This window comes from Bradyrhizobium valentinum (assembly GCF_001440405.1).
Lineage (GTDB): Bacteria > Pseudomonadota > Alphaproteobacteria > Rhizobiales > Xanthobacteraceae > Bradyrhizobium > Bradyrhizobium valentinum.
The window spans coordinates 15,516-31,767 of sequence record NZ_LLXX01000232.1; the positions used below are offsets into that span (position 1 = coordinate 15,516).

Here is a 16,252-nt window from a genome sequence, read left to right on the forward strand (position 1 = left end):
GGCAAATCGGTGTTGATGTCAGCGCGAGGCGACCAGCGGCCACAATTCATCGGCGCCGCGGGCGGCTACGAGCTTGCCGAGTTCGACCGCCCAATAGCTTTCGGAACCGAAATCGTCGCGCCAAGCCAGCGCGCGCAGCGAATAGCGATGCAGGATGTGCTCGATGGTGAAGCCGATCGCGCCATGCACCTGATGGGCGATGCCGCCGCCTTTTTCCGCCGCTTCCGCGCAGCGGATCTTTGCCGCCACCGCCTCGAGAAACACTTCGTCGTTGAAGGAGGTTGCATTGGCGATGGCGTCTGCGGCCGAGGTCGCCGCGGCAAGCGCCGCCGCCGACTCGCCGGCGAGCCGCGCCAGATTGTGCTGCACCGCCTGGAATTTCGAAATCTTCTTTTCGAAGGCGACGCGCTCGTTGGAATAGCGCACGGAAATTTCCAGCATCGATTCCAGCGCGCCCGCGATCTGCAGGGATCGCGCGACGCCGCCCATCAGCATCAGCCGGATCTGGTCGAAGCCTTTGGGCGCGGGCTTGATCGCGACCGGCTGCACCTTGTCCAGCGTCACGACATCCGACGGGTCGCCGCCGAGATTGAGGCCGGTCTCGATCCGGCACTTGGCTGCATCGACCAGCGCGATCGAGAGGCCACCCTTCGCATCGCTTGCGAGCACCGCGAAGTGCTTTGCGGCTTTGGCAAACGGCACGCCGCGGGCCCTGCCCGACAGGCTGCCGTCGGCGTTGACGGTAATCCGGTCCTTCGGGCTCGCGGGTACCACCGTCATCTCGCCGCCGGGTGAAGCGATCCTGGCCTGCGCCAGCAGCCAGCCTGCCAGCATGGTCTCAGTGAGCGGCACCGCGACCGCAAAGCGTCCGGCGGCGCTGAGCACGCTGAAACCTTCAGCGAGCGAAGCGCCAGAGCCGCCGCAATCTTCCGGCACCCAGGCCAGCGGCAGGCCGGCGTCCGTCAGCGCCTGCCAGAGCGGCGCTTTCCACTCGCCATTCTTGTCGCGATTGATGGTTTGGGCGTCGGCAAGATCGGCGAAGATTTTTTCCGCGGTCTCGGCAACGATGTTCTCACTCTCCGCCACAGCGTTCCCCGATTTGAGATTGGCATGCCAATCCCAACGGTTATGCCGGGGTCGGCTGCGGTCTTTTTCTTGCGCTTTATGATGGGCAAAAGCCATAGCCGTGACAAGCGCTGTCCGCAGGGCGGCCTGCGACGGCGGCATGATGATCGCGCGGCAAAGAATAAATTCCGCTGAGCGGACTTCCCGAGTTTGCACGCCATTTGCCGCGCGATATGGTAGGCCTCGACCTACGAACGGGCGGTTCGAAACCCAGCCAAAAGATACAGAAGGAAATGCGGATGTCGAAGGATGGTTTGTGCGCGATTGTCACCGGGTCTGCCTCGGGTCTTGGGGCCGCAACCGCCGGCATGCTGGCAAAGGGCGGCGCGCGCATCGTCGTCAATTATTCCAACAGCAAGGCAGAAGCTGAAGCCACGGCCGATCTCTGCCGCAGCGCCGGCGCCGAAATCATAGTCGTGCAGGGCGATGTGTCGCGCGATGAAGACTGCAGGAAGATCGCCGCTGCCGCAGCGCCCTGGGGCCGTATCGATGTGCTGGTCAACAATGCCGGCACCACCAAGCATGTGCCGCATCATGATCTCGACGGGCTTTCGGCCGAAGACTTCCAGCGCATCTACGCCGTCAACACGATCGGCCCGTTCCAGATGATCCGCGCGGCGCGCGCGCTGCTCGAGGCCGGCGCGAAAGCCTCCGGCCTGCCGTCCGCCGTGGTCAACGTGTCGTCGGTCGCCGGCATTTCCGGCGGCGGTTCTTCCGTCGCCTATGCCGCGAGCAAGGGCGCGCTCAACACCATGACGCAATCACTGGCGCGCGCGCTGGCGCCGCTGATCCGCGTCAATACGGTGTGCCCCGGCTATATCGATACGCCCTGGTTCACCAAGGGCCGCGGCGAGGCCGGCGCCAAGGCGGTGCGCGACGCCGTGATGGCGAAAGTGCCGCTGAAGGTCGCTTCGACGGCGGAGGATATCGCGCAGCTCGTGTGCTTCCTGGCGTCGCCCGCGTCGAGCAACATGACCGGCGAGTTCGTGCGGATGGATGCCGGGATGCATCTGGTGTTGTGATCTCGTCATTGCGAGGAGCGCAAGCGACGAAGCAATCCACCTCGCCACTTGCGGCGCTATGGATTGCTTCGCTTCGCTCGCAATGACGGCGGAGAGAGAGCGCCGCCTCACCTATTCCCAAGATCCGATATCACGCCGCGCGCCACCAGCCTGTTCCAGATGAACAGCACCACCAGTGCGCCGATGGTGGCGGTGATGAAGCCGGCGCCCTGTTCGGGGCCGTAATGGCCGATCGCCTGGCCGATGAAGGTTGCCAGAAACGCGCCGGCGATGCCGAGCACCGTGGTCAGGATGAAGCCGGTCGGGTTGTTCTGTCCCGGCGAAAGGATCCGCGCGATAATGCCGGCGACAAAGCCGACGACGATGATCCAGATAATGCCGCTCATGGCTGTCCCTCTCCGATGCGTGGATGATGAAGCAGAGCGGCGCGGACCGCGCCGCTTAAACGGCATCAAATCCGTTCCGACAATTCGTTATCGTTCGGCAGTCGTCCGTCTGGCGTCAGATGATTGACGACGTCAGGCAGATACTGGCTGAGGCCTTGCAGCAAATCGTCACGCGACATTCCGGTTTGCGACGTTAGCTGATCGATCTCGTCGGCGCCGAGCGCGTTGGCGAGATCGCCGGGCGAGACCTGCTTGTTGGGCCCGTTGCTGACCCACGAGTCGGCCTGATCGCCAAGGCCTTTCTGCTGCAACTGAGTCAGGAGGTCGCCAAGGCCGCCGCTCAGGATAGTGCCGGCTGCGCCACCTGCGAGCAGTCCGCCCAATCCGCCCTTCAGCATGTCGCTCAGTCCGCCACCGGCCATGCCGCCGCCGGGCAGACCGGCATTGACATTGCCGGGCGCGGGCGCCGGTTGCGGGGCAGAGCCGGTCTGACTGCCGCCGAAATGCTTGATGCCTTTCCAGGCCAGCAGCGCCAGAATCGCCATGGTCAGCGGCGACATTCCGCCGCCGCTGTCGCGCTGCTCGCCGCGGCCGCTGGGACCGCGCGGGCCGTTCATCATGCCGTTGAGTACGTCGAGTAAGCCCATGATCGTTTCCTCCGCGTCGCCCCGCGCAAAAGATAGCGGTGGCCCATGACGGTTACAAGGCGCGGCCCCCGGCCACTACCTCTGGTAGGCACAGTCCGCGCGCTCTGCTATTCGAAGCCGGGTGCAACGCGGTGAGTGCGAAATGGTTTCGGGCCAGACGATCGGGATTGCAGGGGCGGGCAGCATCGGCTGCTTCGTCGGCGGCATGCTGGCGGCCGGCGGCCGCCGCATTGCGCTGCTGGCGCGTCCGCGCGTGATTGCTGAAATCGACGCAGGCGGGCTGCGGCCGACGAGTTTTGAAGGTTTTGACCAGACCATCACGCGCGATCAGTTCGCATTGTCGGAAAATCCTTCTGTTTTTGAGGACGCCGGCGTTGTGCTGGTCACGGTCAAGAGTGCGGATACGGCCGCCATGGCGGACGTCATCGCGCGGCACGCACCATCGGATGCCGTCATCGTCAGCCTGCAAAACGGCGTCGGTAATACGGCGGTCCTTCGCCAGCGCCTGCCGGGACGGCGCGTGCTTGGCGGCATGGTGCCGTTCAACGTGATTGCGCTCGGCGCGGGGCGGTTTCATCGCGCCACTTCCGGCGACATCGTCATCGAGCAGGACGAGGCGCGCACGGCGGAGAAGCTGTCGGTGCCGGGCCTGAAAATGCGGCCGACCGGCAACATCGACGGCGTGCAATGGGGCAAGCTGCTGCTCAATCTCAACAACGCGCTCAATGCGCTGGCCGATCTGCCGCTGCGCCGGCAACTCAGCTCACGGCCATGGCGGCGATTGTTTGCCGACCAGGTCGCCGAGGGTCTGGCGGCGATCCGGGCCGAGGGCATCAAGCCCGTCTCGCCGACGCCGATTCCGCCCGCCTGGATGCCGTCGCTGTTGCGCCTGCCGGACCCGATCTTCGAAGCGTTGCTGGGGCGGACCATGAAGATCGATCCCGAGGCGCGCTCGTCGATGTGGGAAGATCTGCAGCGCGGCCGCCGCACCGAGATCGATTATCTGCAGGGCGTCATCACCGAAATCGCCGAGCGTCGCGGGCTGCAGGTGCCGCTGTCGCGCCGGATCGTGGAATTGATTCGGCAGGCCGAGCGTGATGCCAAGGGCTCCCCCGGCCTGACTCCCGAGCAGATTCGCGCGGGCTGAGCGGATGTGCTTGCCTTGAATTGCCGCCGGTCCGGCGGGACCCTAGTGGATTGATCGGGACAAAAGAGTCCGGATTGGGATTCCGCGCGGCGCGGCGTCGTGCGAGTCTGCGGGATGCGTACTGGCGTCCATCTGAGCCCAACAGATCGTAAGCGACTGCGGTCGATCGTTGACGACCGCAACAGCCTGCGGAAGCATGTTTGGCGCGCCCGGATCGTGCTGGCCACGGTCGATGGCGTGGGCACAGAGGAGATCATGCAGACGGCGGGGGTCAGCAAGACCGCTGTCTGGCGCTGGCAGGCGCGGTTCATGGCCGAAGGCGTCGAGGGCTTGCTGCGCGACAAGACCCGGCCGCCCGGTACGCCCCGCCTGCCGCTGGATGTGGCCGAGCGGGTCGTGGCCCTGACGCTCTGCGATCCTCCCGGCGAGAGGACGCACTGGACCGGGCGGCTGATGGCCAAGGTGGCGGGCGTTGGCCTGACCTCGGTTCAGCGCATCTGGAAGGCTCATGGCCTGGCGCCGCACCGCATCCGCGCCTTCAAGCTTTCCAACGATCCGAAGTTCGCCGCCAAGGCGGTCCGCGCCGAATGTCCACTCTCCGGAAAGCAGCCAACGGGGAATTTCGACCCGTTGCGGCCGTCTACGACAAGCATGACGAACGGCTCGATTGAGCACGAAGCAGTCGTCCATCCCATCTGTCCGGGCAACCGCAGGGTTGGGAAGCGGACCTTCAGAAAGTGCTGGACTTGCAAATCCGGCTAGTGCACCGAGCCGTCTCGGCACCGAATTGGAAGATGACGATAGCATGCAACTGTTGCTGATTACCGGGCCAGCCGGCATAGGCAAATCCACGCTGAGTTGGGAAGTGAGCGCGCAACTCGCCGCTGCTCAAGTTACTCACGCGGTTATCGAGACCGATGAGCTCGACAGGGTATTTCCGCGTCCCAGTGTTGAAGAGCTCGATAGAATTCAGCCCGGCACGACTGACGTTAGCAGCATCAACTTGGCTGCGATCTGGTCAACATACAGGGCCTTGGGGCACACACGTCTGATCATGTCGGGAGTCATGATGCACTTGGATTTCGATAAGCGGTGGATACTTGCTGCCATACCCGAGGCGCGGATCACGGCGGTTCGCATGTTGGCTAGTGAGCCCACACTGTTGGCTCGTCTTGCGCAGCGCGAGATAGGTTCCGGTGCGGACGAGCAGATGCAGCGCTCGCTTCGGCAAGCAAGGCGCATGGCGAGCGAAGACGCCGAAGGCATGGTCGTTCTACCGACGGACGGCAAAGGGCCGGCGGAACTTGCAGGGCTCATTCTTCAGAAGATTGGCTGGCTGAATGCCACTCAGGAACAAGCTTAGATGCAGTCATCACCACCGAGCCGACGCCGCGTCTAAGGTCCGCAAAGGGTCGTAGGTGTCAGTTGGGCCAACGTCGCAAATGTCGACAAAGCGGATGTTCCGGGCGTTCGTGTTAAACATCGGCTCGCCACCCTCCCGCGGCCTTCCGAACGTCTGCAAACGGGCAGGCCGCCCCGCTCTTCCCCGATCTGGGAGGACGGGCGGGTACCAAGCGTCCGATTCAATCCACTAGAATGGAGGCGAGGGAGATGCGAATGAAGTGGACCTGTCTGGCGCTGATTGCGGTGGGCCTTGCCGGGTGGGCGTCGCCTACCCCTGCCCACGCCGTGCCGCCGACGGCGACGCCGTCGCCGGGCTATGAAGCGCGGCTGCAGGAGCAGCGGGCGGCGCAGCGCACGCCTCTCCCGCCTGCCGTCAAGCCGCGTCGCGTCAAGCGGACGCGGGCGCATTGAGGCCCGTGTCGCCGGCCTACGTCGTCCCTGCGAACGCAGGGACCCATACCGCGTGATCCATCCATAAGGCGAACGGCAGGCGTTATCTCAGGACAACTGCATTCGGTGGCTATGGGTCCCTGCTTTCGCAGGGACGACAGAGCGTCAGCTTTTCTTCTGCTTAGTTTGCGCCTGCTGCTGTTGTGGGTTGAGCAGCCTTTTCAGTCCGTTGATGCTCTCTGAAAGCCGCGGCCATTCACATGAGAATTGGTTCTTGGCGCATTGGGCAGCCTTGATGCGCGCCGCCTGCTTGACCGGGCTTGCCACCGGTATCGGCACCTTTTCTGTTTCTACTGGCGGAGGAGGGGGCTGTTCGGTGCGGAGCGAGACCTGCTGTATTCCCTGCGCCTGTTCCTGCTGTTGCTGCTTGGCCGCCTGTGCCGCGGCGAGGTGATTGCGCCGCTCGCGCTCGAGATAGGCGGTGTATTGCTCGTCGATTTTCCTCTGCTCTTCCGGCGTCGGGTTGGGGCCTGCGATGTCGAAGGTCCGGTCCTGCATGAAATCATAGTAGGTGTAGCCGCCACCGGGCTTGCGTCGGCCGGCGAATTTCGCGTTGCACTCAGCGAGTTTCGCCGTCTTTTCTTCCTTGGTGCTCGCCTTCTCGGCGACATCGGCGCAGGATTCGAAATCGACAGGCGCGCTACGCCACCACTGCGCGTCGCAGCGCACGGGCGCCAGCACGACGAGGCTCCCGATCGCGGCAACAACAAACGAAGATGCACGTGAGGCGATCACGGACGTTACTCTCCAGTCGAATTCTTGGGAACTTTGATTGAGTCGATTGTCATCATTTTGGCAGCGCTGTCACGCCGAAACTGCTCGATGTTCCCGCTGGCGTTGTGAGCTTATCCGATGGATGTGACCGATGGAACACAGTGCTATGTCGTCGAAATTATTGAAGAAATTCAACATCAAAGCTCGCGTGCGCGCATGATATTGCAGCGATTCTAAATGCGCCATCTGAGAGCGAACGGATAAGCACGCCACATTGTGGCGAGAATCAGTCAGCGCCTCGCGCGCGGGCCAATGTGCGCGACGCCGTTTCCTGGAACGTTGCGCGATAAAGCTTGGCAAATTCGCCCATGTGATGGAACCCGTTGGCCCGGGCGCACGACGTCACGGTTATTGCGTCGGACCCTTTCACGAGTTGTGCGCGGGCCGACCAGAGCTGCTTGAGACGCAAATAGCGATGCAGGCTCATGCCGCGAACGCTCGCCACCGCCGTACCCAGCGTTCTGACCGACACGCCGCATTGTTCGGCGAGGTCGGCGCTGTAGATCGCCGAGGCGGGATGAAAGGCGACATATTCGTCGATCACGCGAACGAGGCGGCAATAGCTCCTGCTTGCAAGCCTGCCCGCCAATTCCGGCGCCCTGCTGCGGCGGAACATCTCGTCGATGGCGAGCAGCAGGTCTTCCTGGATGGCAAGCGCCGAGCGCGGCTCCTGCAACAGATCCGATCTGGCGGAAGCCGTCTGCAGAATACCAGACGTGACCGATCTGACCGTCGCTAGAGCATCCGCGTCCGGCGTGAACGGGCATAGCTCGTCCGGCGTATCGAACCATTCTCGATCCCGCAGGCCGGCTCCAAGGGTGATGATCACGTGCAGCGATCCGCGGGGCTCGACGAACTGCAGATCCACATTGCCGCGCATGCCGACAAAGGCCGGCCGGTTCACGGACAGGCCGTTGACGGAGACTTCGTAGGCGTCCTCGATCTGGAATATGACGACGCCGTGCGCTGCGCGGTAGCTGACATCGAGAATGCGGGGAAACGAGGTGAGCAGGTTGATCTGGCAGCCCGGCAACTGCACCGTCGCGCGCGCGGTGTGGAAATTCGCGAGGTTCAGCGGGACGCTGCGCGCGTCGGCGACAAACTCGACCGGCCGGAAGGCGTCGATGTCGGAAAACTGGACGATCGAAAGTGCCGGCGAAGGCGAAAGGTTCTGAAACAGCATGTGAGCCAACTGGCGCGAATCTTCGGATTCGGATCTTAACGTCGAACGGGTTTGGTTAAACTGATGTTAACAAGTGTGGCCGCGCAAGTGCGATTTCATGTCACCTGCATTGCGCTGCGGGCTCTCGCCGCACGAACGGTGCGCTCCCTCCCCCCTTGCGGGGTCCGAGACGAGCGAAGCTCGCTCGTGGGCTGGGGAGAGGGGTAAGCCGCGGGCACGGACCCGACAGATTGCCGACACTCTAGACCGGCATGCTTCCGGTTGAACAACAGGCACCGCCATTGCCGCCACCCCTCTCCCTAGCCCTGCCCCGCAAGGGGGGAGGGAACGCACTTCCCGAGCTGACTCAGTAAACTCTCTTGCCGCAAAACTGCCGAAGGGATTCGAAGAGCCTAGCCGGCGGCGAGGCTGACGATCGGGCCGCCGGCCCTAGATCCTGCGCGACGTGTTGCAAATCCATTATAGCTGGTCATGTGGAATGCTAATTGTTTTGCCGCAACCGGAGACTTCATGCTGCCGTGCGATGCGGTGAACCGGGGCCCGTCGGTTCAGCGCGCAGTTTCGCTCACTGCGGCGCTGACTGCCCACGTTGCGCTGGCAGGCGAAATGGCAGAAGAAAACGGCCTAACCGCAAGGGGAAACAGTCTACATGAGCATCACTACGGCCATGACGAGCGTGCCGAAGCCCGCGCCTGACCTGATCGAGGCGTTCAGGCATGCGCCGACCTCCATCATTAGCGACAATCTCGCTCGGCTGCCGGGCGCCGTCGGCCTGCGGCCGTTTCACCGCGCCGGCCGGCTGGTCGGGACCGCCTTCACGGTGCGCACGCGGCCCGGCGATAATCTTGCGATCCACCGGGCGCTGGAGCTGGTCGGGCCGGGCGACGTCATCGTGGTCGATGGCGGCGGCGACGAGACGAGGGCTCTGGTCGGCGAGATCATGAAGAACATTGCTGAGTACAGGGGCGCTGCGGGTTATGTGATCGACGGCGCCATCCGCGACGTCGCGGCGTTTGCCGCATCGGACTTTCCATGCTTTGCCCGTACGGCGATCCACCGTGGGCCCTACAAGAGCGGACCCGGTGAGATCAACGTACCGGTTTCGATTGGCGGCTCGGTGATTGCGCCCGGCGACATCGTGGTCGGCGACGAGGACGGCGTGGTGTCGTTTCCCGCCGCAACGGCTGCCTCATTGCTGGAGGCGGTCCGCGCCCAGGTCGCGCGCGAGGAGGATACGCTCCTCGCGATCCGGGAAGGCCGCTACCAGGGCAGCTACGGCAAGCCTTGATGGTGAGTCTTGACGGGTAACTCTTGATCGATACGTCACAGGCGCTTGAGGGAGGAACGATGAGTCAGAAGGACGAATTTCACAATCTGGACAATCCGCATGACGGGCTGTTTCGCGAACTCGCGTCCGGGGTCACGACGCGAATCTTCTCTGGCGAGCAGGCGATGCTGTCGGTGGTGACGCTGGCGCCGCACGCGCAAGGCACCCTGCATCATCATCCCGAGGAGCAATGGGGTGTGCTGCTCGATGGCTCGGCCATCCGCATCCAGGGGAATGAGGAAATTCCAGTCAAGAAGGGCGATTTCTGGCGCACGCCAGGTAACGTGCCGCACACGATGCGGGCTGGACCAGAGGGCGCGCGCGTGCTTGACATCTTCAGCCCGCCGCGGCCCGAATACAAGAAAGCCGGGTCCGGCTTCGGCACGTAACTCAAGTCTGCGAACAAAAACAAAAGAAATCGCAGACATTAATGGGAGGAGAGTTCTGGTGAAGATTACAAGACGCAACTTGCTTGCGGCATCAGCCGCGTTCGCGGTGACACCGGCGCTGGCGCAGTCTACCAAGAATATGACGCTGGTGGTGCCGTTTCCGCCGGGTGGCTCCACCGACGCGCTGGCGCGGTTGCTGCAGTCTCATTTGCAGACCAAGCTCGGCCGGACCGTGCTGGTGGAAAACAAGTCGGGTGCGGCCGGCTCGCTTGGCGCCATACAGGTCGCCAAGAGCGCTCCTGACGGCGCGACGTTTCTCGTGACCTTCGACTCGCACGCGGTCATTCCCTCGATCCTCGAAAAGCCGGGACTGGATGTCGAGAAGGATCTGGTACCGGTGTTCCTGGTCGGCACCGCGCCTTACGTCGTCGCCGCGAACGCCGAGCGGCCGTACAAGACCTTTGCCGACGTGATCGCGGCCTGCAAGGCAAATCCCGGCGCGGTGAAATACGCCTCCGTCGGCATCGGCACGCTTGGCCATCTCGCGATGACGGTGCTCGCCAAGAAGGCCGGCGTCGAGATCACGCATGTGCCTTATCGCGGCGGCGGCCCGGCCATGAACGACGTGCTCGGCGGTCATGTCGATATGATCATCGGCTCGGCCGCGCTGATCACGGCGCAACTTGGGACCAACAGGCTGCGGCCCATCCTGCAATTGGGCCGCGAGCGGATGACCGCGCTGAAGGACACGCAGACCGCGATCGAGGCAGGCTTCCCCGATTTCGAGACGCTAGCCTGGTGGGGTATTTTCGCGCCCAAGGGCACGCCGCCCGATGTCATCGCCGACATGGCGAAATCGGTGAAGGAGATTCTGAGCGAGCCGGCCGTGGCCGCCCAATTGCGCGAGACGCAGCAAATGACCCTCCTGCTTGCCGACGGCAAGGAGTTCTCGACGTTCTTCGCCAAGCAGGTCAGCATCTGGGGCCAGGTCGTGCGCGAGAACAATATCAAGGCGTAGCGCTGCGCGACACGCTTGGTTGCGCCTCGCGCTCAGGCTTACGTCGGGCTCATGAAAAAGGCCCCACGAGAGTGGGGCCTTTTTCAGCCGAAATATCAGACACCTCAGTTGTAATCTGAGTACTTGAACTGCGGCATCGCCTTGAGCTGCTCCTTGGTGCCGCTCATCACGGCGTGGTCGGGCATCCAGTCATTCGCATCGGCGCTACGTCCGGTCGTGCTCGTGGCCGCGCCGGTCGTTGTCTCGCGCGTTGTCGTCGCCGTCGAGCTGGTGCGGATTGGCTCTTCCATGAATTTGAGCTTGTCCATGGAAACGGCGATGTCGTGTTCGCCCATGCCCAGGAAGCCGCCGACACCGATGACCACGGCACTGACCTTGCCGTTCTTGTCCAGGATCAGTTCATTGACTTCGCCGAGTTTCTCATTGGCGTCGTTATAGACGTCGAGGCCCATGAGCTTGGACGCACGCCAGTTGCCCTTGAGCATCATCTTTTCCTGCGAGCCGGCAGCAGGGGCGGCCTGATCTGCGGGTTGAGCCGTCTGCGCGGTCTGCGCATAGGCGGGAGCACTGAAGACGGCGGCGCTCAAGAGAGCCGCAGCTAAAAGTTTCTGCATCATATCCTCCTCGGAAGGCTGATCGGTTTTTCTAAAACAGGGCGCGCGAGCCAATGTTCCTCGACGTCTCGGAGAAGTTTCGGAGTACGCCTGGGTATCCGGCACCGTGACGCCGCTGTTCCCCGTCATCATCTTAGGACCCCCGAAGCAGGATGCTTCCAAAGGGGCTGTTCCAGAGGGCTGGCGATACCGGTCTCGCTTTGCTATGAAGCGTCCCAAGCGCCCGCCTTGCCACGCGGGTTCGCGGTCCCGTAGCTCAGCCGGATAGAGCGACGGTTTCCTAAACCGTAGGTCGGAAGTTCGAGTCTTCCCGGGATCGCCAGCACGTTGGGTCCACTATGTGGCCTGTCGGTGGGCCGGATGGCGGCTTGTTACGCGCCGGCTTCGAGCAACGCCCTGAAATCCGCCCGCGCGCGCTGCGCCTCGCGCTTGGCAGTTTCCGACGCCTCGCCGAGGCCGAAATAGCCGTGGATCAGGCCCAAGCCATCATAATATTGGGTCGGCACGCCGGCGAGGTTTTTGGCGCGTAGCGGCGACACGCGCCAGTCGGTGCCGTGGGCGCTGTCTTCGAGGTAGTGGCCGCAAAACCATTCCATGGTGGCGCGGGTGAGGAAATAGCCCTCCGCGTTTTCGCTGCGCGAGGGAAAGCGCGCGTTCTCCGTTGCATCGGCGAAATTTCCGGCGACGTCGGTGACGGGATAGACCAGCAGTTGCGCCGATAGTTTGATGCCGGCATCGCGGCAGGCGATCGCGGTCGTGGCCGCCAGATTGCCGCCGGCGCTGTCTCCGGCGACGCCGACGCGTGCCGCACCGCCACCGAACTCGGCAATGCGCGCGATGACATCCTCGGTGGCCGCGAAGGCATCTTCGAACGCGCCGGGAAACCGCACCTCGGGCGGGCGGCGATAGTCGATGGAGATGACGACCGCGCCGGTCTCGATCGCGAGCCAGCGCGCCTGCCGGTCATGGGTGTCGAGATCGCCGGCCACCCAGCCGCCGCCATGGAAGAACACCACCGTCGGCGATTTGTCGTTCGAGTTCCGATAGGCCCGGGCGCTCAGGAATCCGGCCGCACCCTTCATCTTGATGTCTTCCGCGCTCATCACCGGTGGCGGCGGAACCGCCGCGCGCGAGGCCGCCAGTGCGCGCAGCGCATCGCGTGCGCTCTGCGGTGTCATCGTCGTGGGATCGCGCAGCGGCAGTAGCGGAATGATCTGGGCGACGACGGGATCGAGCGGGATAGTCATGCCGGGTCTCGCGTGGAACAAGGCGGCAGCATAGGTAACGGGCGCGGCTGCCGCAATCGCTGCATGGGGCCGGCGCAGACCAGCCGATTTACTTTGATTGATTAAGGATTCCCTCAGTTGGACGCGCGGCGCGCTGACAGAGTAGCGCCTCGTTAACTTCTCATTATCCGTAACCAAGCGCGTGCCGGGAACGTGCGGGCAGGCTGCTCATTACTCCTTTCAGAGGGAGTGGTGCGATGGATCAACTTGCCGGAGTGGATCGGGCGCTCGACGAAATGCTGGTGCAGCTCGGCGGGATGGTGCTGCGGCTGTCCAGCCCGGACGTGACGCGGACCGCCGAAGAGCGGCGCGCGCTGGCGTGCTCGGTCAACCAATATTCGGTGTGCGCGGCGCGGTCGGGCGACCCGCGCGTGCACCAGCTCAAGGTCGAACTCGAAGAGACGATCAAGCCGCATTTGCGGCTGGTTGCCAGCCGGTAAGGCGCGCCGCCTGATCCGCCTCTGCGCTAGCCGCGTCGGAAAAAACTACGACCGGGCCAAGCCCGGTCGTAGCGGCGTGCGTGTGACTGACTTCAAAGCGTCTTGAGATATTAAAGCGTCTTGAGATATTCGATCAGCGCCTTCCGATCGTCGGTCGATAGCTCCGGCCCGATCACGCCTGGGATTTCCTTGTCCTTGTTGTAATCCTTCCTGAATTCGTGGCCCCGGTTCGAGTTTCCGCGAATGGAGGTGTCGAATTTGAACCCGTTTGTGATCGGGTCGGTCTTGTAACCAAGCTTCACGGGGTCGTACTCGCGGCTGCCGAGATAGAATGTCGGCGGCCTTTTGTCGGGGTCCCCGAGCAGATCGTCGATCGTCGGGACCGAACCGTTGTGCAGATAGGGCGGCGTCGCCCAGACGCCGTTCAGCGGACCCACCTTGTAGGCAAGCTCACCCCGGAGTTCGTTCGGCATATATCCATCTATCCGCTTCCGCTCCGCGGGGCTGACGGGCGGCTTCTTCTGGTCGAAGATGGTGTTGACGGTCTTCTCGACCACTTCGCCCAGCGCGAACGCAAAACTGCTGCTCTTGATCCCGAGATTTTCCGGCACCGCGACCGTTCGGGCCCGCATGTCTGCCGCCTGCGCGGGATCGGTTCCGATGTGCGAGATCGGAACATTCTCGACCTTGAGGATCGGCTCGCCGGCCTGGTTCCTGGTCCACCAGTCCTTGTTGTTGAAATCCCAGAACGCCTCGCTCGTCACCGGCGGGCGGTGGCATTCCTGGCAATGGGTCTTGTAGAGTTCGGCGCCCTTGTCGGCCAATTTCTGGTCGATCGGTGAGAGAATATCGGCCGGCCATCGCGGAGATCTCAAGCCCGGAAAACCCGTCTTGGCGTTCGGCTGCGTATCGCCCTTGATCATCTGCTCCATCTCGAACAGCTTATCCACGTCCACGCTCGATTTATACAGTCCCTTCGACGGCTCGGTCAGATTGAGCTCCGCCGATACGCCGAGCGACTCGCCGGCGTTGCGCACCATCGGCTGCATGATGGAGCCGTTATACTGAACCCAGTCGAACCATGGCGTGTTCCAGATCCGCGGGTAGTGCACCGGCGCGGAGGAGCCGGCGTAGTTTTCCGGCTTCTTCAGGTCGATTGAAAACACCTGGTTGCCGATCCGGTTGAGCGCGTCGAGCCGTCCGTAACCTTCCAGGATGCTCTGCGAGGCGACGCGCCCTTCCAGGTTCTTGACCTGCTTGTACTGATTGAGAACCTGGTCGAGCTGGTTCTTCAGCGTTTCGCGGTCGTCGATGGTGGAGTCCGGCCCCAGGATGCGCTCGGCGAAGCGGTCGAACCGGCCGGGCCAGTAGCGCGTCAGCAAGAGCGAGATGCCCATGCCCTGCTTCATGGCCAAAAGATTGGTGAGCGCCGGTCCGCCGTCGATGACGACGGCAGTGTCCTTGTAGGTGAAGCTGCCGGTGTGGCAGGCCGCGCAGGTCAGGCCGACACCGATCATCTCCTTCTTGGTGCGCGGGTTGCGCCATACCGCGCCCGTCGGGTCGAGCATCGGGGTGCCCCTCGCGAATCCGATCGGAAGCTCCTCCTTGCCGGGAATGATGGTATCCGGGATGAAGCCATAGCGGTCGAGATAGGCGGTGTCGCTGAAGAGACCGACCTTGGTGAACGGCAGCCACGAAATCGTCGGCTGCTCTAGCGCCATGAACCACTCATAGGGGAAGCCGAAAGTCCGCGTTCCCTGGTCGGCGTGATAGAACCAGCTCAGTTTGTCCTTAGCGATGCCCTGGTCGAGCCAGACGGTTTTCTTCGGCGCGGGACGCTCCACGATCTTCACATGCAAATCTTGCCAGAGCTTGGCGATATCGTCCTTGACGGCGACATAACCGATGCCGACGATCGCCAGCACGATCACAATTGTCGCAATTCTCTTGCCACGCATGGCCTGCCCCTTCCCCAAAACCGCGCCAGTGGCGCGCAATATCCGTCTGTTATCAAAAAACGCCGCAAGGCGAATCACCCTCGGCGTGCGGTTGAATATGATGCCATCCTATAGTGGCGCTAAAGGTCTGTCCATAAATCCGATTCCTCAGGATAGGGTATGATTTTGACCGGTCCATCTCTCGCAGGGTTTTTCCAGTATAAAGTCTCGATCGTGCAGTTGAATGTCAGTCAGATCACATGAAGGCAGCCGAGGCGCAATCGCTCCGAATTGAAATCGGGCCCAATGAGGCGGTCTCCGGGCTGGTAATGCAGCCGCTGCAGCCCCGCGCGTGTTACGTGTTCGCGCACGGGGCAGGCGCGGGTATGACCCATGCCTCGATGGAAACGGTTGCGGCTGATCTCGCCAAGCGCGGCATTGCGACGCTGCGCTATCAATTTCCCTATATGGAAAAGGGCAGCAAGCGGCCCGATCCGCCCACGGTTGCGCATGCCGCCGTTCGTGCTGCGGTGGCGGAAGCCGGGCGAAGCTTTGCCTCGCTGCCGCTGATCGCGGGCGGCCGATCGTTCGGCGGGCGAATGACCTCGCAGGCGCAGGCGCTTTCACCCTTGCCCGGCGTGCGAGGCCTGGCGTTTCTCGGCTTTCCCCTGCATCCGGCCGGAAAGCCTTCCAGCGATCGTGCCAAGCATCTCGCCGATGTCAAAATCCCGATGCTGTTCCTGCAGGGCACGCGCGATACGCTGGCGGAGCTACGCCTGCTCGAGCCAGTCATGAATGGCCTGGGATCGCGGGCGACGCTGCATTTGCTGGATGGCGCCGATCATTCGTTCCATGTGCTGAAAAGTTCGGGACGAAATGATCGCGAGGTGATGGACGAGGCGCTGGATGCGTTTGCAGCGTGGGTGGATGGGATCGTAGGCTAAGCATTCCGCTGTCGTCCCTGCGAACGCAGGGACCCATAACCACCGCTGCGTGTGGCAGCAAAGGCAATTGGCCCCATCGTCCTGTTGATGGGCCGCGGCGTATGGGTCCCTGCGTTTGCAGGGACGACGGATGATTGAGTTGCGCTGCGCGTCATACCC

Annotated in this window: 17 protein-coding genes, 1 tRNA gene and 1 pseudogene; 11 read left to right on the top strand and 8 right to left on the bottom strand. The window is 63.1% G+C overall.

Going from position 1 to position 16,252, the window contains the following annotated elements:
- Positions 1 to 18 precede the first annotated feature (18 nt).
- Positions 19 to 1,086, bottom strand: coding sequence for an acyl-CoA dehydrogenase family protein (locus CP49_RS40000; RefSeq protein WP_057855609.1), 1,068 nt, complete (start codon positions 1,084 to 1,086; stop codon positions 19 to 21).
- 278 nt (positions 1,087 to 1,364) lie between these two features.
- On the opposite strand from CP49_RS40000, the gene CP49_RS40005 reads away from it, so the two are divergent.
- Positions 1,365 to 2,147, top strand: coding sequence for an SDR family NAD(P)-dependent oxidoreductase (locus CP49_RS40005; RefSeq protein WP_057855576.1), 783 nt, complete (start codon positions 1,365 to 1,367; stop codon positions 2,145 to 2,147).
- A 107-nt stretch (positions 2,148 to 2,254) separates the two neighbouring features.
- Here CP49_RS40005 and CP49_RS40010 read toward each other — a convergent pair whose 3' ends face one another.
- Together CP49_RS40010 and CP49_RS40015 are read right to left on the bottom strand one after the other, a co-directional pair.
- Entirely contained in the window at positions 2,255 to 2,533 is a 279-nt protein-coding gene (locus CP49_RS40010; protein WP_057855577.1) for a GlsB/YeaQ/YmgE family stress response membrane protein, read from the bottom strand.
- A 65-nt stretch (positions 2,534 to 2,598) separates the two neighbouring features.
- The gene (locus CP49_RS40015; RefSeq protein ID WP_057855578.1) at positions 2,599 to 3,180 is read right to left on the bottom strand and encodes a YidB family protein; all 582 of its coding nucleotides are present in this window, start codon (positions 3,178 to 3,180) and stop codon (positions 2,599 to 2,601) included.
- A gap of 142 nt (positions 3,181 to 3,322) precedes the next feature.
- On the opposite strand from CP49_RS40015, the gene CP49_RS40020 reads away from it, so the two are divergent.
- From CP49_RS40020 to CP49_RS40035, 4 genes and pseudogenes are all read left to right on the top strand, one after another.
- Positions 3,323 to 4,327, top strand: coding sequence for a 2-dehydropantoate 2-reductase (locus CP49_RS40020; protein WP_057855579.1), 1,005 nt, complete (start codon positions 3,323 to 3,325; stop codon positions 4,325 to 4,327).
- 114 nt (positions 4,328 to 4,441) lie between these two features.
- Positions 4,442 to 4,900 (top strand): annotated as a pseudogene (locus CP49_RS40025) (helix-turn-helix domain-containing protein); the annotation flags it as partial.
- Between the two features lie 232 nt (positions 4,901 to 5,132).
- Positions 5,133 to 5,690, top strand: coding sequence for an AAA family ATPase (locus CP49_RS40030; protein WP_063791847.1), 558 nt, complete (start codon positions 5,133 to 5,135; stop codon positions 5,688 to 5,690).
- A 254-nt stretch (positions 5,691 to 5,944) separates the two neighbouring features.
- Entirely contained in the window at positions 5,945 to 6,142 is a 198-nt protein-coding gene (locus tag CP49_RS40035) for a hypothetical protein (protein WP_057855581.1), read from the top strand.
- Positions 6,143 to 6,286: 144 nt separating this feature from the next.
- On the opposite strand, the gene CP49_RS40040 is transcribed toward CP49_RS40035, so the two are convergent.
- Positions 6,287 to 6,916, bottom strand: a complete 630-nt coding sequence (locus CP49_RS40040; RefSeq protein ID WP_057855582.1) for a hypothetical protein — start codon at positions 6,914 to 6,916, stop codon at positions 6,287 to 6,289.
- 265 nt (positions 6,917 to 7,181) lie between these two features.
- On the bottom strand, positions 7,182 to 8,138 hold the full coding sequence (locus CP49_RS40045; protein WP_063791846.1) for a helix-turn-helix domain-containing protein: 957 nt from the start codon (positions 8,136 to 8,138) through the stop codon (positions 7,182 to 7,184).
- A gap of 649 nt (positions 8,139 to 8,787) precedes the next feature.
- Between CP49_RS40045 and CP49_RS40050 the strand changes: the two genes are divergently transcribed.
- Genes CP49_RS40050 through CP49_RS40060 form a run of 3 tightly spaced genes read left to right on the top strand, consistent with a single transcriptional unit; the run spans position 8,788 to position 10,872 of the window.
- Complete coding sequence (locus CP49_RS40050; protein ID WP_057855583.1) at positions 8,788 to 9,426, top strand: RraA family protein; 639 nt, start codon at positions 8,788 to 8,790, stop codon at positions 9,424 to 9,426.
- A gap of 59 nt (positions 9,427 to 9,485) precedes the next feature.
- Positions 9,486 to 9,854, top strand: a complete 369-nt coding sequence (locus tag CP49_RS40055; RefSeq protein ID WP_057855584.1) for a dimethylsulfonioproprionate lyase family protein — start codon at positions 9,486 to 9,488, stop codon at positions 9,852 to 9,854.
- Between the two features lie 58 nt (positions 9,855 to 9,912).
- Positions 9,913 to 10,872 carry a Bug family tripartite tricarboxylate transporter substrate binding protein gene (locus CP49_RS40060; protein WP_057855585.1) on the top strand — a complete coding sequence of 320 codons (960 nt, stop codon included), beginning with the start codon at positions 9,913 to 9,915 and terminating at the stop codon, positions 10,870 to 10,872.
- A 104-nt stretch (positions 10,873 to 10,976) separates the two neighbouring features.
- On the opposite strand, the gene CP49_RS40065 is transcribed toward CP49_RS40060, so the two are convergent.
- A complete protein-coding gene (locus CP49_RS40065) occupies positions 10,977 to 11,489 on the bottom strand; it encodes a PRC-barrel domain-containing protein (protein WP_057855586.1) in 513 nt (170 codons plus the stop codon).
- Between the two features lie 242 nt (positions 11,490 to 11,731).
- Here CP49_RS40065 and CP49_RS40070 point away from each other — a divergent pair.
- Positions 11,732 to 11,808, top strand: a tRNA-Arg gene (locus tag CP49_RS40070).
- Positions 11,809 to 11,857: 49 nt separating this feature from the next.
- On the opposite strand, the gene CP49_RS40075 is transcribed toward CP49_RS40070, so the two are convergent.
- A complete protein-coding gene (locus tag CP49_RS40075; RefSeq protein WP_057855611.1) occupies positions 11,858 to 12,733 on the bottom strand; it encodes an alpha/beta hydrolase in 876 nt (291 codons plus the stop codon).
- A 236-nt stretch (positions 12,734 to 12,969) separates the two neighbouring features.
- Here CP49_RS40075 and CP49_RS40080 point away from each other — a divergent pair, with 236 nt between their 5' ends.
- Positions 12,970 to 13,212 carry a hypothetical protein gene (locus CP49_RS40080; RefSeq protein WP_057855587.1) on the top strand — a complete coding sequence of 81 codons (243 nt, stop codon included), beginning with the start codon at positions 12,970 to 12,972 and terminating at the stop codon, positions 13,210 to 13,212.
- A gap of 110 nt (positions 13,213 to 13,322) precedes the next feature.
- Here the strand turns inward: CP49_RS40080 and CP49_RS40085 are convergent, their stop codons facing one another.
- Complete coding sequence (locus CP49_RS40085; RefSeq protein ID WP_057855588.1) at positions 13,323 to 15,170, bottom strand: di-heme-cytochrome C peroxidase; 1,848 nt, start codon at positions 15,168 to 15,170, stop codon at positions 13,323 to 13,325.
- Positions 15,171 to 15,409: 239 nt separating this feature from the next.
- Here CP49_RS40085 and CP49_RS40090 point away from each other — a divergent pair, with 239 nt between their 5' ends.
- Positions 15,410 to 16,093, top strand: coding sequence for an alpha/beta hydrolase family protein (locus CP49_RS40090; protein WP_057855589.1), 684 nt, complete (start codon positions 15,410 to 15,412; stop codon positions 16,091 to 16,093).
- Positions 16,094 to 16,252: the final 159 nt, after the last annotated feature.